This window comes from Maribellus maritimus (assembly GCF_022267315.1).
GTDB lineage: Bacteria > Bacteroidota > Bacteroidia > Bacteroidales > Prolixibacteraceae > Draconibacterium > Draconibacterium maritimum.
Genome location: NZ_JAIKLE010000020.1, coordinates 117,024 through 135,711, shown reverse-complemented (window position 1 = coordinate 135,711; position 18,688 = coordinate 117,024). Strand labels below are relative to the sequence as shown.

Below are 18,688 nucleotides of genomic sequence, written 5' to 3'. Positions count from 1 at the left end.
TCTTCATCAGGAAATTGAGATATGAAATCAATTAAGCTCATAATTTATGCGTTTTTCCAAAGATAATTATCTTAGGTAAATATACGGGTATTCATATTATTTTATGCAGTTTTTATAATTTGAAATCTATACATCATCGGAATTAAATCCAAAACCTAATCTTTTTCCTGTAGTCATTTTAGAGTGACTGATTTTTTGTCGCATTTGTTCAACGGTTGCCATTTTTACCTGATCGTACAGGGGAACCAGTAAATCGAATTCAATACTGTAACGAATTGCTGTTTCGATAATTTGCCGCAGAATCCCCGGGGAAATGGTATCAATGGCGAAATCTTTTACAACTTCATCCGATTGCCGTTTTCCTTCCACAAAAAAATGATTCTCCTTATTTACAAAAATACGCGCTACCAAATATCCCAAATCGCTTACACGGTTATATTTAAAAGAATCGGCCAAAAAATTATAGATATTTATAGTTCCGCAGTAAGAACGCAGGGGGTCATCTTTTATATAATTTGTTTTCCAAACCGGATGCTTATCGTCAAATTCAAAAACATTGGAATGCATACTGAAAATTAACAAATCGCCACCAATCTTAAACTCGGCTTCAAAAGGTCCCCTTTCTTTAAAAGAAGGTAACATCGAAACCGCCACTTTTTCTTTAACAATTGACAAATAGTCTTTTTCCAGCTGTTTCAACACCTTTTTTAAAATAACAAAAGTTTGCTCGGTATTTTCAAAAACCTTCTGCTTAATCGTTGATTTTATAACGAATGCTTCCAAAAGAGATTCGCGGATTTCTTTTTCAGTCATTGTGTTTTTATTTTGATTCTAAAAATACGCAAAGCAATTTGTATTAAAAAAAGAAAGCAGCCCATTTGAGCTGCTTTCCTGTAAATATTTTTTTGATTAATAGGCTAAAGCAAAAAGAACTCTTCTTTTTGAAGTTTTTCCAGAATAAACACAAACACCTTCTTCCTCTTCAAACTCAAGCGGTAAACAACGTATGGTTGCTTTGGTTTCTGCCTTAATCGCATCTTCAGTTTCGGATGTTCCGTCCCAGTGCGCCAAAATAAAACCACCTTTATCTTTCAAAACCTCTTTAAAATCATCCCATGTATCCACTTTGGTAGTATTGGCAGCTCTGAAATCAAATGCTTTCTTAAAAATACCTTTTTGAATTTCTTCCAAAAGATTTTCCACTACATCTTCAATTCCGTCAATCTCAACCACACTTTTTTCCAACGTATCCCTTCGTGCAACTTCAACAGTCCCGTTTTCCAAATCACGAGGCCCCATTGCCAAGCGAACAGGTACACCTTTTAGTTCATATTCTGCAAATTTCCAACCTGGCTTTTTATTGTCGTTGTCGTCAAATTTCACAGAAATTCCTTTTGCCCTGAGTTTTTTCACTATTTCGTCCACTTTTTCAGAAATAATTGCCAACTGTTCGGCTTTTTTGTATATCGGAACAATTACTACCTGATAAGGTGCAAGTTTTGGGGGAAGTACCAAACCGTTATCGTCGGAATGGGCCATAATAAGTGCGCCCATTAAACGTGTTGAAACTCCCCATGACGTTGCCCAAACATATTCTTCTTTTCCTTCTTTACTGGCAAATTTCACGTCGAAAGCTTTGGCAAAATTCTGCCCAAGAAAGTGAGAAGTTCCTGACTGTAAGGCTTTTCCATCCTGCATCAAAGCTTCAATAGAATAGGTTTCAATCGCTCCGGCAAAACGCTCGTTTTCTGATTTCAGACCTTTAATTACCGGAACCGCCATGTAGTTTTCGGCAAAATTGGCATATACATTTATTATCTTTTCGGTCTCTTCAATCGCTTCCTGCTTTGTTGCATGGGCAGTGTGTCCTTCCTGCCAAAGGAATTCAGCAGTACGTAAAAACAGCCGGGTGCGCATTTCCCAACGCACCACATTTGCCCATTGATTAACAAGAATAGGCAAATCACGATACGATTGAATCCAATTTTTATAAGTATTCCAAATAATTGTTTCCGAAGTCGGGCGAACAATCAACTCTTCTTCCAGTTTTGCCTCAGGGTCAACCACAACACCACCGTTTTCCTCGTCATTTTTCAAACGATAATGGGTTACAACCGCGCATTCTTTGGCAAATCCCTCCACATGGTCTGCCTCTTTGCTAAAAAATGATTTTGGAATAAACAACGGGAAATAAGCATTTACATGCCCGGTTTCTTTAAACATACGGTCTAATTCGGCCTGCATTTTCTCCCAAATTGCATAACCATAGGGTTTTATAACCATACAACCCCTTACTGCTGAATTTTCAGCTAAATCAGCTTTAATTACTAAATCCTGATACCACTGTGAATAATTTTCTTTACGTGGTGTTAATTCTCTCGCCATTTTTACTAATTTGGTACAGATTTTGCTTTTTAACTAGTGATATTTTGAGCTTACAAATAAAGTAAATATTATTGACATTAAATAAACAGGGAGGACAAGTTATGAAATCAAAATTGATGATATTGCTGGGAATTGCACTCATATTCGGTGCATGTTCTACCGGGTCCTATGTCACGAGTAGTTATTCGGATGACATTTATTTCAACCCGGGAGATGTTCCTCCACCAATTGTTGTGGAAGAATCGGTAGTGGAGGAAACGCCCGCCCAAACAAAATCAGCCGACAGGATGATAATCAGTCAAATTGAAGAAAATGAAGATGGTTCAAATACAATGAACAACTACATTTTTGATGGAACTGAAGAAGATGCAGATGCGCTTTCATATAATATGGATCAAATGGAAATGTATGGAAGTGATACTACAATGTATTATAACGACGACGAAGTTAAATACGTGATAAACAATTATTACGACGGGGAAGAACTTGATTACGCCTATCGGATTCGTCGTTTCCATAATCCATTTTTCTATGATCCTTTCTATTGGGATAGCTGGAATTACGATCCTTATTATTACTCATCATGGTATTACCCCTCTTTTTCAATGTCATGGGGATGGGGAGGATGGTACTCCCCCTATTATAGCTGGGGATGGGGGTATCCTTATTACTCTAGCTACTGGTATAGACCTTATGCTTATTATGGATGGGGATATCCACATTATTACGGCCATGGAGGATATTACGGAGGATATTACAACAATTACTATGGTGGAGGATATTATGCCGGTAGAAGAGTCAATTACGGACAGAGAAGATCTACGGGTACAAATGTAGTTTACGGAAATAATGACAACCGTAGAAATTCATCAGTTACTGCAAGAAATAAAAGTGCAAGTTCAAACAGAGTGATTACAGACTCCAGAAGAAGTACTTCCAGTTCCGGAGTGAGAGACGCGAATACAACTTCAAACACAAGAAGAAGTATGATTTCTGATACAAAATCGGGTTCAAATGATGTTTTAACAGAAAGAAGAAGAGCGACATCAAATGCTAATAGATCAGGAAATGTTGCTACTTCCAGAAACACAAGTACGCGTACATCAACTCAAAGTTATACGAGACCCGGTAGTTCAACTACAACCAGAACCACGACTTATACAAGACCATCAAGTTCAAATTATACAAGACCAAGGGTTGTCTCACAAAGTTCAAGGTCTTCTTCAGGTAGTTCAAGATATGTAAGTCCGAAAACGACTTCGAGCTACAACAAATCATATAGGTCAAGCTCCACTTATAACAGGAGTTCAAGCAGTTCGACACGTACTTATCGAACACCGTCTACAACTAAATCTACGAGTACATATCGTAGCAGTAGTCCAAGCAGATCTTCTTCTGTGGGATCACGGAGTTCGGGAGTTTCCAGAAATTCAGGTGTATCCAGGAGCTCAGGCAGCAGCTCCAGTGGTTCAAGAAGTTCTGGTAGTAGCTCACGATCTTCAGGTTCAGGCAGAAGATAACAATTAATGAGCAGTAAATTAATACAAACAAAATTCATTTTTGCCATGAAAAAATATGTATCAATATTAGCTATTGCTATTCTTGTGCCCTTTTTGGGAGGAGCTCAGGATTTAGCAGATGCACTACGCTATTCTAATTTTCAGGTGCAGGGAACAGCCCGTTCGGGTGGCATGGGAAATGCGTTTGGTGCCTTGGGAGGTGATTTCACCTCTGTCAGTATTAACCCGGCCGGACTCGGAGTTTACCGATCCGGAGAACTGGCATTAACACCTACTTTTGGACAAACTTCGGTTGAAACCAGTTATTTGGGAACATCGATGAGCGATGAAAAATTTAAATTTTCTTTCAATAATATTAGTTATGTGACTGCCATTCCAACCAGCAACAGGAGTGAATCAGGAATTATTAGCATAAACGTAGGAATTGGCTATAATCGTCTAAAAGATTTTAATAGCAATGCCATTGCTGTTGGACACAATGCACAAAGTTCTATACTTGATAACTTTGCATCGAATGCCAATCAGGGAAACTGGAGTGACTATTATGAGGAACTGGCGTCAAATACAGATCTTCTTTTGAAAGATGAAAATACCGGTGTTTATTGGCACGATATCGAAGAAGGAGGTTATGGACAAAGCCAGCAAAAAAGTATCACCCGCCAGGGATCGATTGATGAATATACTCTTGGTGTAGGTTTAAACTTTAACCATAAACTTTATCTTGGTGCTTCAGTTGGTATTACTGACATTTATTATAAAGAAAACTCTACATTAATTGAGTGGGATGACAATAACGATATTGACTACTTTAATGAATTGCAGTTTGACAGTAAACTACGGACAACAGGAAATGGCTACAATGTAAAATTGGGTATTATATTTAAACCAACTAATCAAATTCGTCTGGGAGCATCTGTACACACACCAACATTTTATAACCTCCATGATGTTTTCGATACCAAAATGAGCTCATCTATTACCTATGATGATGGTTCAACTGTACCTTACAGCGCAATTCCTGATTATCTTCAGGAATACGATTATGATTTGGAAACACCACTTCGGGCAACGTTAAGTGCTGCATTTGTTGTTGCAAAAAAAGGTTTGTTAAGTATCGATTATGAATATGTTGATTACGGAAGTGCAAGCTTACGCAGAGGTGGAGATGGTTATGATTATGTTGCCGAAAATCAGGAAATAACAGAAGCTTATCGGGCTGTGGGCAACTTAAGATTAGGTGGGGAATACCGCTTGACAAACGCTTTTAGTCTGCGTGCTGGCTACGAGTTATATCCATCAGCATATAACGACGAGGCTTTCGGTGCAAGCCAACCCAATGCAGATTCTAAATTAAATATCTATTCTGCCGGTTTGGGTTACCGAAACGGAGGATTTTACTTTGATATGGCTTACCGTTACTACGACATGCTGGCCTACGATATGCTTTACCCGGCGCCTGTAACAAGTAATTATGCCGATCCTGCAATGGCAGAATTCAACACCGTAAAAAACCGGTTGTTGTTTACATTTGGATTTAAATTTTAGGAATCAAAATAATTATTCATTCAAAGGCACAGGTTATATGATCTGTGCCTTTTTTGTTTTCTCTTTCTATCACCGGAATTCCATCTTAACAGGAATATAAATTAAATACATTTTTCTTATGTTTGTTGCTCAATAATAAACCTGAGAAAATATGCTGGTTGTACTTTTTCTGATTCTTTTCTATTTTACCGCTCCGGTCCTTCTTATTTATTTATGCAAAATTTCAAACACACTAAACCGAATTGGTTCTGTTGTTTTAGCTTATGCACTAGGACTTTTAATTGGTAACGTAGGAATATTTCCTTCAGCAAGTAGCACCTTCCATCAGTTACTTGGCACGAGAACAGTAATGCCCAAAGAAGAATTTACCAACTTGTTAAATTCAGGAAAAATTGTTGAATCAGATATTTTGGTAAACCAAATTGCAAATATACAGGATATTCTAATGACTATAATTATTCCGCTGGCGATTCCTCTGTTGCTGTTTTCGCTCAATTTGCGCAAATGGATAAAGTTGGCCAAAGGAGCTGTTTTATCGTTGATTCTGGCAATGGTTTCTTTGGTTATTTCTGTTCTTTTAGGCTACTATTTGTTTGCAGAAAAAATAGATGAGTCGTGGAAAGTAGCTGGAATGTTAATTGGAGTTTATACAGGAGGAACACCAAACCTTGCTGCGATAGGAACCGCACTCGATGTCAGTCCTAATATTTTTATTCTTACCCACACCTACGATTTGATTATCGGTTCTGTTGCTTTGCTTTTTTTAATGACCATGGCACAAAGACTTTTCCATACTTTCCTCCCAAAATTTGGACTGGTTAAAAAAGGCGAAAATGTTTTTCATCTCGCTGATGAAACAAACGATATGGATAATTTTGATAATTTATTCAAAAAAAAATCGGTACCAGACTTGCTTAAATCATTGGGATTAACAGTTTTGATCTTTGCCGTCGGCGGAGGACTGAGTTTGCTTGTTCCCAAATCGAGTTCCACAATGGTAGCAATCCTAGCTATTACCACTTTGGGATTAGGAGCCTCGCTGATAAAGCGGGTTAACCGAATTTCAAACAGTTTCCAGTTTGGGATGTATTTGATTATTGTTTTTTCTTTGGTCGTTTCGTCAATGGCTAATCTAAGTAATATGTTCCAGATTGAATTTTTGCAATTATTTTTGTTTGTGTTGTTGGTCGTGTTTGGTTCAATGGCAATTCATGTCGTTCTTTCACGAATTTTTAAGGTAGATGCAGATACAACCATTATCGCCATAACTGCTCTTACTTACTCTCCTCCATTTGTTCCGGCGGTTGCAGGTGCACTAAAAAACAAGAACGTTATTATTTCAGGGCTAACCATTGGAATCCTGGGGTATGCTTTTGGAAACTATCTTGGAATATTTATTGCGACCATATTACATTGAAAAATCCTGGGTTAGCTTAATTTTTGAATAAGCTGTTCCCTGAAGTTAATACTCACCGGAATTTTATGGTCTCCAACTTTTACCTGATTCCCTTCCAGATAGACAACTTTTGAGAGTGATATGACATAGGATTTATGAATTCTCTCAAATTTTTCAACAGGTAATTGCAAAATAAATTCTTTCATTGTTCCATGAACCATCAAAGAATCCTTTGTAGTAACAAATTTCACATAATCTCCCTGAGCTTCAAGAAATAAAATTTCATTAAAATCAACTCTGTAATTCTTTTTATCAGCGCGCAGCATAATATGTCCATGGTCATTTTTATTTTCATTTCTTGCAGAAATCCTCTCCAAAACGCGATTTACTGACGCCCTGAAACGTTCAAATGAAACCGGCTTTAACAAGTAATCAACGGCATCAACTTCAAATCCTTCAACTGCATACTCCGGATAAGCAGTTACAAATACAAACAGCGGAGGTTCCTTCAAACTTTTTACAAAACCAATGCCTGATAGTTTGGGCATATTAATATCCAGAAAAAGAAGGTCTATTTTTCCTTCGGCCAGTTTTTTACCGGCCTCAAGCGCATTGTCGTATACGCCGGCCAGTACCAGTTCAGGACATGCTTCCACAAACTCTTCTATTACGTCCTGTGAAAGCGGTTCATCGTCAACTATCAAACATCTTAACTGCATATTAATTCAAATAAATTTGTAAAAATACTTTGAACCTTTTTTCATCCTCCGTTATTTCAAATTTATGTGCGTTGGGATAAAGAAGCTCCAATCTCTTTTTCACATTCTGAATACCAATTCCTTTGTATTTTGAATCAGTTAAAACTGGTGAATCTCCTTTTGTATTTTCGATTTCAAAAACGATATCAGTTTCCCGAATTCGAACACAAATATTAACATATGCATTTTCGGCACCACTTTTTAGTCCGTGTTTAAAACTGTTCTCCACAAATGGAAGAAAAACAAGCGGTGCTATTTTTTTATTTTGAATATCACCTTTTATTTCCAAATTTATTTTTTCCGTCTTAACTGTTCGCAGATTTTGCAATTCAATATAATTCCGAACCATTTCAATTTCCTTTTCAAGGGGAATAAAATTGGCATCCGATTCGTAAATAATATGCCGCATTAAATCGCTCAGTTGTACTATTTTTTCGGGAACTGCAGGCGAGTTTTTACGAGAAAGGCTGTAAATGCTGTTTAAAGAATTAAACAAAAAATGTGGATTTATTTGCGAACGCAAGGCTTTCAATTCCGTTTCGGCTCTTTCGTTCTCTATTTCCTGAAGTTTAAACCATCCGCGGGCAAGCCGGAGCAGACTGGTTAAAAAAATATAAATCAGGTAATACAGTGAAATGTCCCAAAAACTGTAGAAAGCTATAAAATAGTAACCTGTAAAAATATAATCAATCCACTGGTTAAAAAGTATAAGATAAAAACCCGCTCCAACAGCTATAACGGTCAACGCTAAAACCACAAACAAAAAATACCTTCCTTTTTCAAGGAAATAAGGGAAAAGCACCTTCAAATTAAGGTAAACAATCAGAAAAACGGGCAAGTGAAAAACAGCTGTATAAATGAGATCAATCTTTTTGATTTCGGCTGAAACCTTCAGGATATTAACAAGGATTAAAAACGACAACGCCCAAAACAGGATATGTTGCAATATCCTGTTTCTGATGAACTGATTAAATATATCTTTAAAATTTAATGTCATTTCATTGCCTTGTAAGAACAGCTTCCAGCCCGTCTTCAAAAGCTTCTTCCGAATTTACATATTTTGTAACAAACTTTTGCAACTCGTTAGGTTTTGCAGTAAGTAAGATTACATCGCCGTTATTTTCATGATGAATCCGGATTTTATTTTCCTTGATTAAATCTTCCAACCAATTCTGATCAAACCAGTTAATTATTAGTTTGTTTTCCTCCACAGTAAGCTTTGCAAAAGTGTGAACCGGTATAATATGAAAAGAAGCCAAATTCAGGTTGTCATCATCAAAATATTCCTCCACGTAAAAATCGAGGAAATAATGTCCCCCCAGTTTTACAATATGAACACTAAATTCCGATTCTTTTTCATCTTTATCTTTCAAAAACAAAGTGTAAGAAGTACTGTCGATGTTTTCCGGTACCTTTTCTCCCAAATAGGTATGTTCAAAATTCCAGAGTGTTCCGTCGTCATCCGTCCACTTACCGGTTAAAATGTCGTTTGCAAACAAATCTTCCTTGTTATACAACGGATAAAAGGAATAAACCACACAGCTGGATAAAAAAACTGCTATAAAAAATACAATCAACAAATTCCGTGTTTTCATTTTTACTGATTTAAAATTTTGATTCAAATCTAGGTGGACATTCAATCATTCCCTTTTTTTTTCGCTGTGATCGAAGTTTTTGTCGTTGAGATCGAAATTTTCCAAAAAAACCTGCCACGAGAGTAGCAGGTTGTATTAGTTTTTAGCAAAATTGACTTATGATTATTCAACTATTGCCCGGTGCACAATTTTGTTAAATTCAAGTGCGTAGCTAATATCGAAAGGCATAAATTGAGTAAATGCCAACACAATCATATTATTTTTGGTATCCACTGTAAAAAAAGTAGATGCTGCCCCACTCCATCCGTACTGACCGTTTTCTATGTTGTAAGAACCTCCCAGTCCGTAACCTCCGGTTTCTTCATAGGTTACCTCTTTCGGTAATTGGTCCGACATCATCATCTTCACAGTCGATTCATTTAAAATTCTGGCTCCTTCGAATTCGCCGCCGTTAAGCAGCATCTGGGCGAACCGCGAATAGTCTTCTACAGTAGCAACCGAACCACCACCACCGGAAAAAAGTGTGGCTGGTCTTTTAAAATTGTCCTGCATTCCATTTTCAGGACTAATCAAATTGCCATTCTCATCTTTTGAATAAATACGTGCAAACCGGTCGTGCTTGGCTTCCGGAACATAAAAGCCCGAGTCATCCATTTTTAAAGGATCGTATATTCTGGTTCTGAAAAATTCATCTAAAGGCATCTCAGATAAGATTTCAACCAAATATCCAACAACATCAATCGACAAACCGTATTCCCATTTTGTTCCCGGCTGATACTTTAATGGAATTTCAGCCAACTCCTTCATTTTGTCTGCTAACACACCATTCCAACCACTTGCACCGGAAACGCGGTACAATGAATCAACATAAGAATTCATGTCCCAACCGTACGTCAGTCCAGAGGTATGTGTAAGTAAATTTCTGATTGTCATCGGTTTTTCCTGTGGCTCCAGTGTTTTGGTTTCGGAATTGTATACCTGCGTATTGCCAAACTCAGGAATATAGTCAGCTACTTTATCATCCAGTTGAAATTTGCCTTCATCGTACAAAATCATTAATGCAGCAGCAGTTATGGGTTTTGTCATCGAAAAAGCCCTGAAAATCGTTTGATCGTCAATGGGTTGTTTTTCAGCCAAATCAGCATAACCATATTGTTTCTCAAGTACAGTTTCACCGTCTTTAATAACCATTACCGAAACTCCGGCCAGTTTTCCATCATCAACATAATTTCGCACAGCATCAAGCGCAGCCTCCAACGTGTCTTTCGAAAGGCCATGAACAACTTTTATATCTTGTTTCGCTGTCTGATTACAAGCTACCAGCGAAAAAATCAATAATATAATCGCCAGCGGGCATAGTCTTCTTTTCATAATTTGGTATTTAATTTATTAAAAGTCAGCAAGTCAAAACCATAAAATACATTTTAAAACAAATAATTCAGCCCGATATAAATCCCTGAATCTCCATCGCGGTCATCGGCTGCCATTCCGTAATCAAGCGCAACAATAAAGTTCTGGTTCATTACCACGCGCAATCCGGCACCATATGAGATGTGCATACTTTCCGAGTCGGAATCGAAATAGTCATTCATACTTTCATAACCTGGCCATAATGCAAGCTCAGTAACCACACTTTCTTTATTTATATCAATCTTATCGGTAACACGACCAAAATCCACAAAGCCATTTAAACCCAGATAAAAATTGTTATTTATAAATTGAAAGCGGGCAAATTTCCAGCGAGCTTCAATATTTCCATAAAAAAAACCATCTCCAACAACCCGATTTCTTCGAATTCCGCGTAAGGTTTTTGCACCCCCCAATCCTTCAGAAGCAGCGCCTTTCAACACTGAGGTAATAACCTGGGTTTGGTAATAAAAAGGCACGTCGCCTGCGATTGTAGTTTGATAGGCCAAACGATAAACCAGTGATAAATCTTTGGGAATTATGGTAAAATATTGCCGATGTGTCAAACTCAGTTTTGCAAATGAACTTTCGCCACCCAAAAATTCAGGAGAACCAACAACCACAGCTTCCGTCCAAATTCCTTTCATCGGATTTGGTCTGTTGTCGCGGGTGTCGTATACCAAACCGGCCTTAAAAGTCGGAACAAATCCACCGTCAGATTCTTCTTCCGAAATGACTTCCCATTGCTGATACTTTTCATACAAGCCAGGCTCCTCCTCAACTGAAGGTAACTTATCAGCGTCACTTTTCCCTTTATTGAGTTTGTCAATATTTACCGAACTTACTTTAAAATTTAATAAATTAACACCAGCCGCCCATCGCAAACTTTCCCCTGAAAACCGGCCTTGTAAATCGACTTTAAACCGAAACATTTTCCGATCGTATTTATAAAACATCCGGGTTTTGTACGCATTACTTTCATCGTCAAACCAGTCGGAATTAACAACGGCGTCGTACCCGTTAAAACCATAAAAATCATAGGCCTGATCAGACAAAAAACTAATATCAACCGATGTTTGCAGCCCCTTTATTAATTTGTCTGAGTCATAATAAAACCGGTTAATTCCGCTTCCTTTGGTAAACCTGGACACCTCGAAATATAAAGAATGATTGTAATTTGGATATCGGCTCCCATCACCATAATCGTACAAATTCACCAGTGCTCCATACTGGAATCCAAGATCGGTGTCAAAAGTTATTGTAGGCAGAGCTCCAAAATTCCAGCCACTTTTTGTAACCTCTTCCTGCGCAAAAACATTACAGAAAGCAACAACAAAAATCAATAAAAAAGAATACTTTTTCATATGAATTGGTTTAATTTAGTTTCAGAAAAGACAGAGGATAAGTCGGGTTAATTATAAAAATATTCTGATAAAGCATTAGTTTAGTTTTATCAAACTAATATAGAAAAAATTATAATGTGGAATAATAAACTTATAAAATCAATTGAAATTGACTTTTATTATTTTTATTTTTAAAACTTTTTAATTTCATTGCATAAACTTTTGAAATAAATTCAAAACTTAAACCAGGTAGATAATGAAAACAAATAGAAGAAAATTTTTTCAGATTGCCGGAGTTGCCGGGGCAGGCGTAATTTCAGGTGGTTTTTCGTCGTGCACACAAACCGCCTCTTCTCAGCAAGCCGAGTCAAATCTGGCCGGTATAAAAGAGTCGGCATTGGCCTCGCACCCTTCGGTGTTCAATATGAGTGGCTACGCAGCACCTAAAATTGAAACCGTTCGAATAGGATTCATTGGTTTGGGAAACCGCGGCCCGGGCGCAGTAGAAAGAATATCGAATATTGAAGGTGTTCAAATTGTTGGTCTTTGCGACAAGGATATCAGCAGAGTAGCAAAAGGTCAGAAAATTCTTGAGAAGCATGGTCTCCCCAAAGCAAAAGAATATGGAGGAAGCGAGGACGCATGGAAAGAAATGTGTGAAAGCCCGGATATTGATTTAATCTACATTTGTACTCCATGGAGTTTACATACGCCAATGGCCGTTTATGCTATGGAAAATGACAAACATGCTGCAACAGAGGTCCCGGCGGCTGTTACGGTAGAAGAAGCATGGCAACTTGTTGAAACGTCTGAACGCACAAAAAAACATTGTATGATGCTTGAAAATTGTTGTTACGATTTCTTTGAATTACTCACTCTTAATATGGCCCGCCAGGGATTTTTTGGAGAGATTGTGCATACAGAAGGTGCTTACATTCATACCTTAATTGACAGTAATCTTAGCAAAGACGGATATTCTGACATGTGGAGACTACGTGAAAACCAGGGAAGAAATGGAAACCTTTACCCCACTCACGGATTAGGCCCGGTGTGTCAGATTCTGAATGTAAATCGTGGTGACAAGATGGATTATCTGACTTCAATGTCGAGTTTCGATTTTCAGATGGCAAAAAGAGCAGAGGAACTGGCGGCGGAAGATGATTTCTGGAATGAGTTCAATACCAATAATTACCGGGGAAATATGAATACCACTATGGTTCGAACAAATAAAGGGAAAACCATAATGATACAGCACGATGTAACAAGTCCGCGTGTTTATTCCCGAATTCACCTGGTGAGCGGTACAGAGGGTATGGCGCGAAAATATCCAACTCCGGGAAAAATCGCAAAAGGACACAGTTGGTTCGGAGAAGATGAAATGAAAGTTCTCGAAGAAAAATACACTCCTAAAATTGTAAAGTTGGTTGGCGATATGGCCAAAAAAGTAGGTGGACATGGCGGAATGGATTTTATGATGGACTGGCGGTTAATTGATTGTTTACGAAACGGTATTCCTCTCGATCAGGATGTTTATGATGCAGCGCTTTGGAGTGTAATTGCTCCGTTAAGCGAATGGTCAGTAGCAAATAAATCAAATTCTATAGAAGTACCTGATTTCACTAATGGTGCATGGAAAACAAATACTCCTGTCGACGTTACTTTATCAAAAGGTGGAACGACAAGTGTAAGAGTTACAGCAGAGGCAGAAAGTCAGCTAAATGTTTAAAAATAAAGAAAAACGATATCAGTAAAATAAAAAGGGCAACCGCTAACGTTGCCCTTTCTTCTTGTCGTAACTAAACCAAACACTTATCAATTTATGAAAAAAATTCACAGCTATATTAAACAGACAACTGAGAAAAAATTTACCCCTAAAGCGTTTCACTTTTTTATTTTGCTTAAGAGTGACCAATTGGTCACTCTTAACTTTAATTTAACACATTAACTCTTGTGTTATTCAAAATCCTTCTCTATTTTTGACCAACCGTTCAGTCAAAAAAATATAGAAACATGTCTCCTCGAAGTGCAAAACAATTTGACGATATCAGAAAACAGAAAAAAGAACTCATTATGGAAACAGCGTTGGAACTCTTTGCAGAAAAAGGGTTCCACGCCACATCGATAAGTCAAATTGCAAAAAAGGCAGGTATTTCAAAAGGACTTACATACAATTACTTCGAGAGCAAAAAAGAGATACTAGACGAATTAATCCAACATGGTTTCAACACCATTTTCGACAGCCTGGATTTAAACAAAGATGGTATTGTAAACAAAGAGGAGTTTATTCATTTTATAAAATATAGTTTCTCGCTGGTTCGCAAAAATTTGCAACATTGGAGACTCTTCTTTTCACTTTTAGTGCAGCCACATGTTGCTGAAACCTTTTCAAAAGAATACAAAATAAAAGGCGAACCCGTATTTCTGATGATGTACAATTTTATAAAATCTCAGGGAAGTGACGACCCGGAAGGAGATTTGATGGCAATAAGTGCCATGATTGAAGGAGCGTTCTTATATTTTGTTGCAGCCCCGGATGTATTTCCAATGGATATTATGGAAGAGAAAGTAATAGATGCATGCTTTAAAATCATAAACAACTAATAGTTACACCATGAAAACAATACTACTCCTTCTGTTCTTTTCAATTGGAACTTTTGTTTCAATTGCCCAGGATATAAATATCAAAGAAATTGTAAAACAAGCTGACGAAAAATTTCGTGGAACCTCCAGTACCGGAGAAATGACAATGATTATACAGCGGCCAATGTGGTCGCGTGAAGTTACGATGAAAAACTGGACACTTGGAAACGAATTCTCGATGATTTATATTACTGCGCCGGCCAAAGAAAAAGGCCAGGTTTTTCTTAAACGCCACAACGAAATGTGGAATTGGGTACCCAGCATCGAGCGAATGATCAAAATCCCGCCTTCAATGATGATGCAGTCGTGGATGGGGTCTGATTTTACCAATGACGATCTTGTACGGGAGTCGTCTCTCGTAAAAGATTACGAGCAGCGATTGGTGGGAGAAGAAACAATCAACGGTTATGAATGCTACAAAGTTGAACTAATTCCATATGATGATGCTCCTGTTGTTTGGGGAAAAATAATCATGTGGATTTCGAAAGAAGAGTATCACTGGTTAAAGGCAGAATATTACGATGAAGACAACTACCTTGTAAATACTGAAGTCCTTTCTGAAATAAAACAAATGGATGATCGTAAAATACCTACACATTTGGAAATGATTCCGGCGGATGACGAAGGCAACAAAACCATACTGATCTTCAAGGAAATTAATTTTAATGTGAATTTAAAAGAATCGTTTTTTTCTCAGCAAAACATGAGGAGGATCCGGTAAAATTTGGCGGTTGCAGTTTTCAGTAGTAATTAAACTGAAATAAAAACAGTAAATATGAAAACAAACATAAAACTGGCCTGGAGAAATCTGTGGAGAAACCGCCGACGGACGGTTATTGCAATCTCTTCTATCGTTTTCAGTGTACTGCTGGCTTCGTGGATGCGTTCGATGCAAGAGGGCTCCTATGACAGTATGATAGACAATTCGGTTAAATTTTACAGTGGCTACCTTCAGGTACAAGACACGGCATTTTGGGAAGAACGCACCATTGATAATGGCTTCAAAGCCTCCGATGATTTAAAATCGAAAATTAAAAATGTAAAGGATGTAACCCTTGTATCCGAACGGCTGGAATCTTTTGCCCTGGCGGCTGACCATATACACAGTAAACCTGCTATGGTTATGGGCATTGAACCCGAAGCAGAAGATCAAATCACTAAAATATCGCAGAAAATAAAAAGAGGACGATTTCTTAAATCCGGTGACAAAGGTGTTGTGCTAGCCGAAGGCCTGGCTGGATATTTAAATCTTAACGTGGGCGACACTCTTGTAATGATCAGTCAGGGATATCATGGAATAAGCGCTAACGGACTGTTCGAAATTATTGGAATAATGACACACCCCAATCCCGATTTTAACAAAAGAATGGTTTACACGGACATTAACGAAGCCAGGGAATTTTATTCTGCCAGCGGAATTTCCAGCTCGCTTGTTGTGATGACAAATAACCACTACAAAGTAAACCACATTAAAAAAGGAATAAGCCAGATACTTCCCCTGGAAAATAGAGTAATGACATGGAGCGAAATGCAACCGGAACTGGTTCAACTTATCCAGAGCGACCGCGGCGGTGGTATTATCATGCTCGGAATTTTATATGTGGTAATTGCCTTTGGCATGTTTAGCGTAGTAATGATGATGGTAAAAGAACGCAAACGGGAATTTGGTGTTATTCATGCCGTGGGAATGAAAAAACGAAAGCTTTCGATTGTTGTATTTTTGGAAACGATAATGATTGGACTTATCGGCTGTTTAATTGGTCTGGTTATCAGTTATATTTTCTGCTTCTATTTTTACAACAACCCTCTCCCGCTTACAGGCGAAATGGCAGAGGCTTATGCCCAATACGGAATGGAGCCTTATATGTTTTTCTCTATGAAATCATCCTTATTTTACAATCAGATGATTCTGGTTTTTTTCATCAGTATCTTCATTTCAATTTTCCCTGTTACCAACATACATCGGCTGAAAATTACAAAAGCTATGCGAGCGTAAAAAAAAGTACAGTTAAAGTTAACGATGGTATTTTATATGATACGGAAATTTAAATTTAAAAAAAGATGTGAATCTAAGACAAAACAGTTTTGCACCTTGAATTCAATCTTTAAACTTCACACAAAAACTTAAAACAATGATTGGATCAATTGCCTGGCGAAATGTATGGCGAAGTAAATCGCGAAGCCTCATTATGATTGTGGCCATTGCCATCGGATTGTTTGCCGGTGTATTTACCATGGCTTTTATGCAGGGTGCGGTTGATGCCCGCATCGAATCAGCTACCAAATCGGAACTCGGACATTTGCAGGTACATGCCCCGCGCTTTCTGGAAAACAACAACATTGAATGTTCGATTTCTGATGCCCGGGAAATGCTTTCAAAAATTGAAACACTCCATGGAGTAGTTGCAGCAAGCAGGCGTTTAATTGCCGAACCTTTTGTAATGGCTGCCCATGGCACAGGTGGAGGAAAAATTTTAGGCGTTGATGTGGAAAATGAAAAACGGGTAACCGATATATGGCAACATCTTGTGGACGGAACCTACCTTGAAAAAAACACCCGGATGCCTCCGGTAGTTATCGGTCAAAAAATGGCTGAAAAACTTCAGCTTCGGGTGGGTTCCAAAATCGATGTACAAATGGTTGACATTGATGGAAATTTGTCGTCAAAAGGCTACCGGGTATCAGGAATCTACAAAACGACCAACACCGGCTACGACGAAACGCACTTATTTGTAAGCTACAACGATTTGCGGACACAACTTGGAGTAAAAGAGAATACCGCGCACGAAATTGCGGTTTTGCTGGAGGACGGCACCAATGCCCCTGCTATTAAACCGGAAATTCAGAATATAGCCGGAAATAATGATGTTCAGACATGGAAAGAAATCAGTCCTGAAATGTCCTTACTAACCGATTCGATGGATCAGTACATGTATGTTTTTATCCTTATTATTCTGCTGGCACTCTGTTTTGGCATCATAAATACAATGCTTATGGCTGTTTTGGAACGGGTGAAAGAAATTGGAATGTTGATGGCTGTGGGAATGAATAAAAGAAAAGTTTTTGTGATGATCATCCTTGAATCAATTATGCTCACTTTTTCAGGCGGTTTTTTGGGAATTCTTTTGGGAACTTTGGTTACCAGATTTTTTGAAACAACTCCGATCGATGTTTCAATGTTTTCTGAAGGATTGGAAAAATACGGTTTCGGTTCTCAGATCTATACATCGTTACAACCCAACACTTTATTTACTATTGGATTTCTTGTAATAGTAACCGGTATACTTTCCGCAATATATCCGGCCCGAAAAGCATTAAAATTAAATCCGGCTGAAGCAACAAGGTCAGAATAAGCCGCTCCTCTCTCAAGAAGGATATTACCTTAAAATATTAAAAAATAAATCATAAAAAGATGAAAATTATAGAAATAAGCAAACTGCAAAAAACCTACGACAGCGACTCGGTTCCGGTGCACGCCGTAAACGGTGTTGATCTTTCTTTTGAAGAAGGAGAATTTGCGGCCATTGTTGGTCCCTCCGGTTCAGGAAAGACAACCTTATTAAACATTATCGGTGGATTAGATGATGCTACTGAAGGAGATGTCACCATCAACAATGTAAAAATTACTGAACTTTCCTCACGAAAACTAACCGATTTTCGGATGCACAATATCGGTTTTGTTTTTCAGGCTTACAATCTTATTCCGGTGCTAACGGCAAAGGAAAATGTGGAGTTTATTATGCATTTGCAGGGAGAGAAAAAAGAGGCACGCGACACGCGTGCAACCGAATTGTTAAAAGCAGTTGGGTTGGGAGAAATGGTAAACCGTCGTCCGTCCAAACTTTCAGGGGGGCAACAACAGCGAGTCGCAGTTGCCAGGGCCCTGGCATCAAAACCAAAATTTGTTTTGGCTGACGAACCTACAGCCAACCTTGACTCCAAATCAACAGAAAATTTGCTTGATATTATGGAACGACTTAATAAAGAGGAAAAAATAACGTTTATATTTTCAACACACGATCAACGGGTAGTAAATAAAGCACATCGAATAATTACACTCGAAGACGGGAAAATAATTAGTGACGTAAGAAAAAATTAG

General features: G+C 38.0%; 16 protein-coding genes. 9 read left to right on the top strand and 7 right to left on the bottom strand.

What is annotated here, in order from left to right; all coding sequences use genetic code 11:
- Positions 1 to 126: 126 nt before the first annotated feature.
- Both K5G00_RS17875 and proS read right to left on the bottom strand, forming a co-directional pair.
- Positions 127 to 813, bottom strand: coding sequence for a hypothetical protein (locus tag K5G00_RS17875; protein ID WP_238767552.1), 687 nt, complete (start codon positions 811 to 813; stop codon positions 127 to 129).
- 96 nt (positions 814 to 909) lie between these two features.
- The gene (gene proS, locus K5G00_RS17870; RefSeq protein ID WP_238767551.1) at positions 910 to 2,385 is read right to left on the bottom strand and encodes a proline--tRNA ligase; all 1,476 of its coding nucleotides are present in this window, start codon (positions 2,383 to 2,385) and stop codon (positions 910 to 912) included.
- Between the two features lie 101 nt (positions 2,386 to 2,486).
- On the opposite strand from proS, the gene K5G00_RS17865 reads away from it, so the two are divergent.
- The 3 genes from K5G00_RS17865 to K5G00_RS17855 all read left to right on the top strand — a co-directional run bounded on the left by K5G00_RS17865 (position 2,487) and on the right by K5G00_RS17855 (position 6,867).
- Positions 2,487 to 3,905 carry a hypothetical protein gene (locus tag K5G00_RS17865; RefSeq protein WP_238767550.1) on the top strand — a complete coding sequence of 473 codons (1,419 nt, stop codon included), beginning with the start codon at positions 2,487 to 2,489 and terminating at the stop codon, positions 3,903 to 3,905.
- 45 nt (positions 3,906 to 3,950) lie between these two features.
- Positions 3,951 to 5,450 carry an OmpP1/FadL family transporter gene (locus K5G00_RS17860; RefSeq protein ID WP_238767549.1) on the top strand — a complete coding sequence of 500 codons (1,500 nt, stop codon included), beginning with the start codon at positions 3,951 to 3,953 and terminating at the stop codon, positions 5,448 to 5,450.
- 151 nt (positions 5,451 to 5,601) lie between these two features.
- Positions 5,602 to 6,867, top strand: coding sequence for a DUF819 family protein (locus K5G00_RS17855; RefSeq protein ID WP_238767548.1), 1,266 nt, complete (start codon positions 5,602 to 5,604; stop codon positions 6,865 to 6,867).
- Positions 6,868 to 6,878: 11 nt separating this feature from the next.
- On the opposite strand, the gene K5G00_RS17850 is transcribed toward K5G00_RS17855, so the two are convergent.
- The 5 genes from K5G00_RS17850 to omp85 form a co-directional block, all read right to left on the bottom strand.
- The gene (locus K5G00_RS17850; RefSeq protein ID WP_238767547.1) at positions 6,879 to 7,565 is read right to left on the bottom strand and encodes a LytR/AlgR family response regulator transcription factor; all 687 of its coding nucleotides are present in this window, start codon (positions 7,563 to 7,565) and stop codon (positions 6,879 to 6,881) included.
- Position 7,566: 1 nt separating this feature from the next.
- On the bottom strand, positions 7,567 to 8,601 hold the full coding sequence (locus tag K5G00_RS17845) for a sensor histidine kinase (RefSeq protein ID WP_238767546.1): 1,035 nt from the start codon (positions 8,599 to 8,601) through the stop codon (positions 7,567 to 7,569).
- Position 8,602: 1 nt separating this feature from the next.
- Positions 8,603 to 9,199 (bottom strand): hypothetical protein, encoded by a 597-nt coding sequence (locus K5G00_RS17840; protein ID WP_238767545.1) that lies wholly within the window; start codon positions 9,197 to 9,199, stop codon positions 8,603 to 8,605.
- 162 nt (positions 9,200 to 9,361) lie between these two features.
- Positions 9,362 to 10,570, bottom strand: a complete 1,209-nt coding sequence (locus tag K5G00_RS17835) for a serine hydrolase domain-containing protein (protein ID WP_238767544.1) — start codon at positions 10,568 to 10,570, stop codon at positions 9,362 to 9,364.
- A gap of 53 nt (positions 10,571 to 10,623) precedes the next feature.
- Complete coding sequence (gene omp85, locus K5G00_RS17830; RefSeq protein WP_238767543.1) at positions 10,624 to 11,970, bottom strand: Omp85 family outer membrane protein; 1,347 nt, start codon at positions 11,968 to 11,970, stop codon at positions 10,624 to 10,626.
- Between the two features lie 235 nt (positions 11,971 to 12,205).
- Between omp85 and K5G00_RS17825 the strand changes: the two genes are divergently transcribed.
- From K5G00_RS17825 to K5G00_RS17800, 6 genes are all read left to right on the top strand, one after another.
- Positions 12,206 to 13,675, top strand: a complete 1,470-nt coding sequence (locus K5G00_RS17825; RefSeq protein WP_238767542.1) for a Gfo/Idh/MocA family protein — start codon at positions 12,206 to 12,208, stop codon at positions 13,673 to 13,675.
- 284 nt (positions 13,676 to 13,959) lie between these two features.
- Complete coding sequence (locus K5G00_RS17820) at positions 13,960 to 14,550, top strand: TetR/AcrR family transcriptional regulator (RefSeq protein WP_238767541.1); 591 nt, start codon at positions 13,960 to 13,962, stop codon at positions 14,548 to 14,550.
- 10 nt (positions 14,551 to 14,560) lie between these two features.
- Positions 14,561 to 15,310, top strand: coding sequence for an outer membrane lipoprotein-sorting protein (locus K5G00_RS17815; protein ID WP_238767540.1), 750 nt, complete (start codon positions 14,561 to 14,563; stop codon positions 15,308 to 15,310).
- A 54-nt stretch (positions 15,311 to 15,364) separates the two neighbouring features.
- Positions 15,365 to 16,585: an ABC transporter permease gene (locus K5G00_RS17810; RefSeq protein ID WP_238767539.1), complete on the top strand. Its 1,221-nt coding sequence runs from the start codon at positions 15,365 to 15,367 to the stop codon at positions 16,583 to 16,585.
- Positions 16,586 to 16,721: 136 nt separating this feature from the next.
- A complete protein-coding gene (locus tag K5G00_RS17805; RefSeq protein ID WP_238767538.1) occupies positions 16,722 to 17,942 on the top strand; it encodes an ABC transporter permease in 1,221 nt (406 codons plus the stop codon).
- 59 nt (positions 17,943 to 18,001) lie between these two features.
- Positions 18,002 to 18,688, top strand: coding sequence for an ABC transporter ATP-binding protein (locus tag K5G00_RS17800; RefSeq protein WP_238767537.1), 687 nt, complete (start codon positions 18,002 to 18,004; stop codon positions 18,686 to 18,688).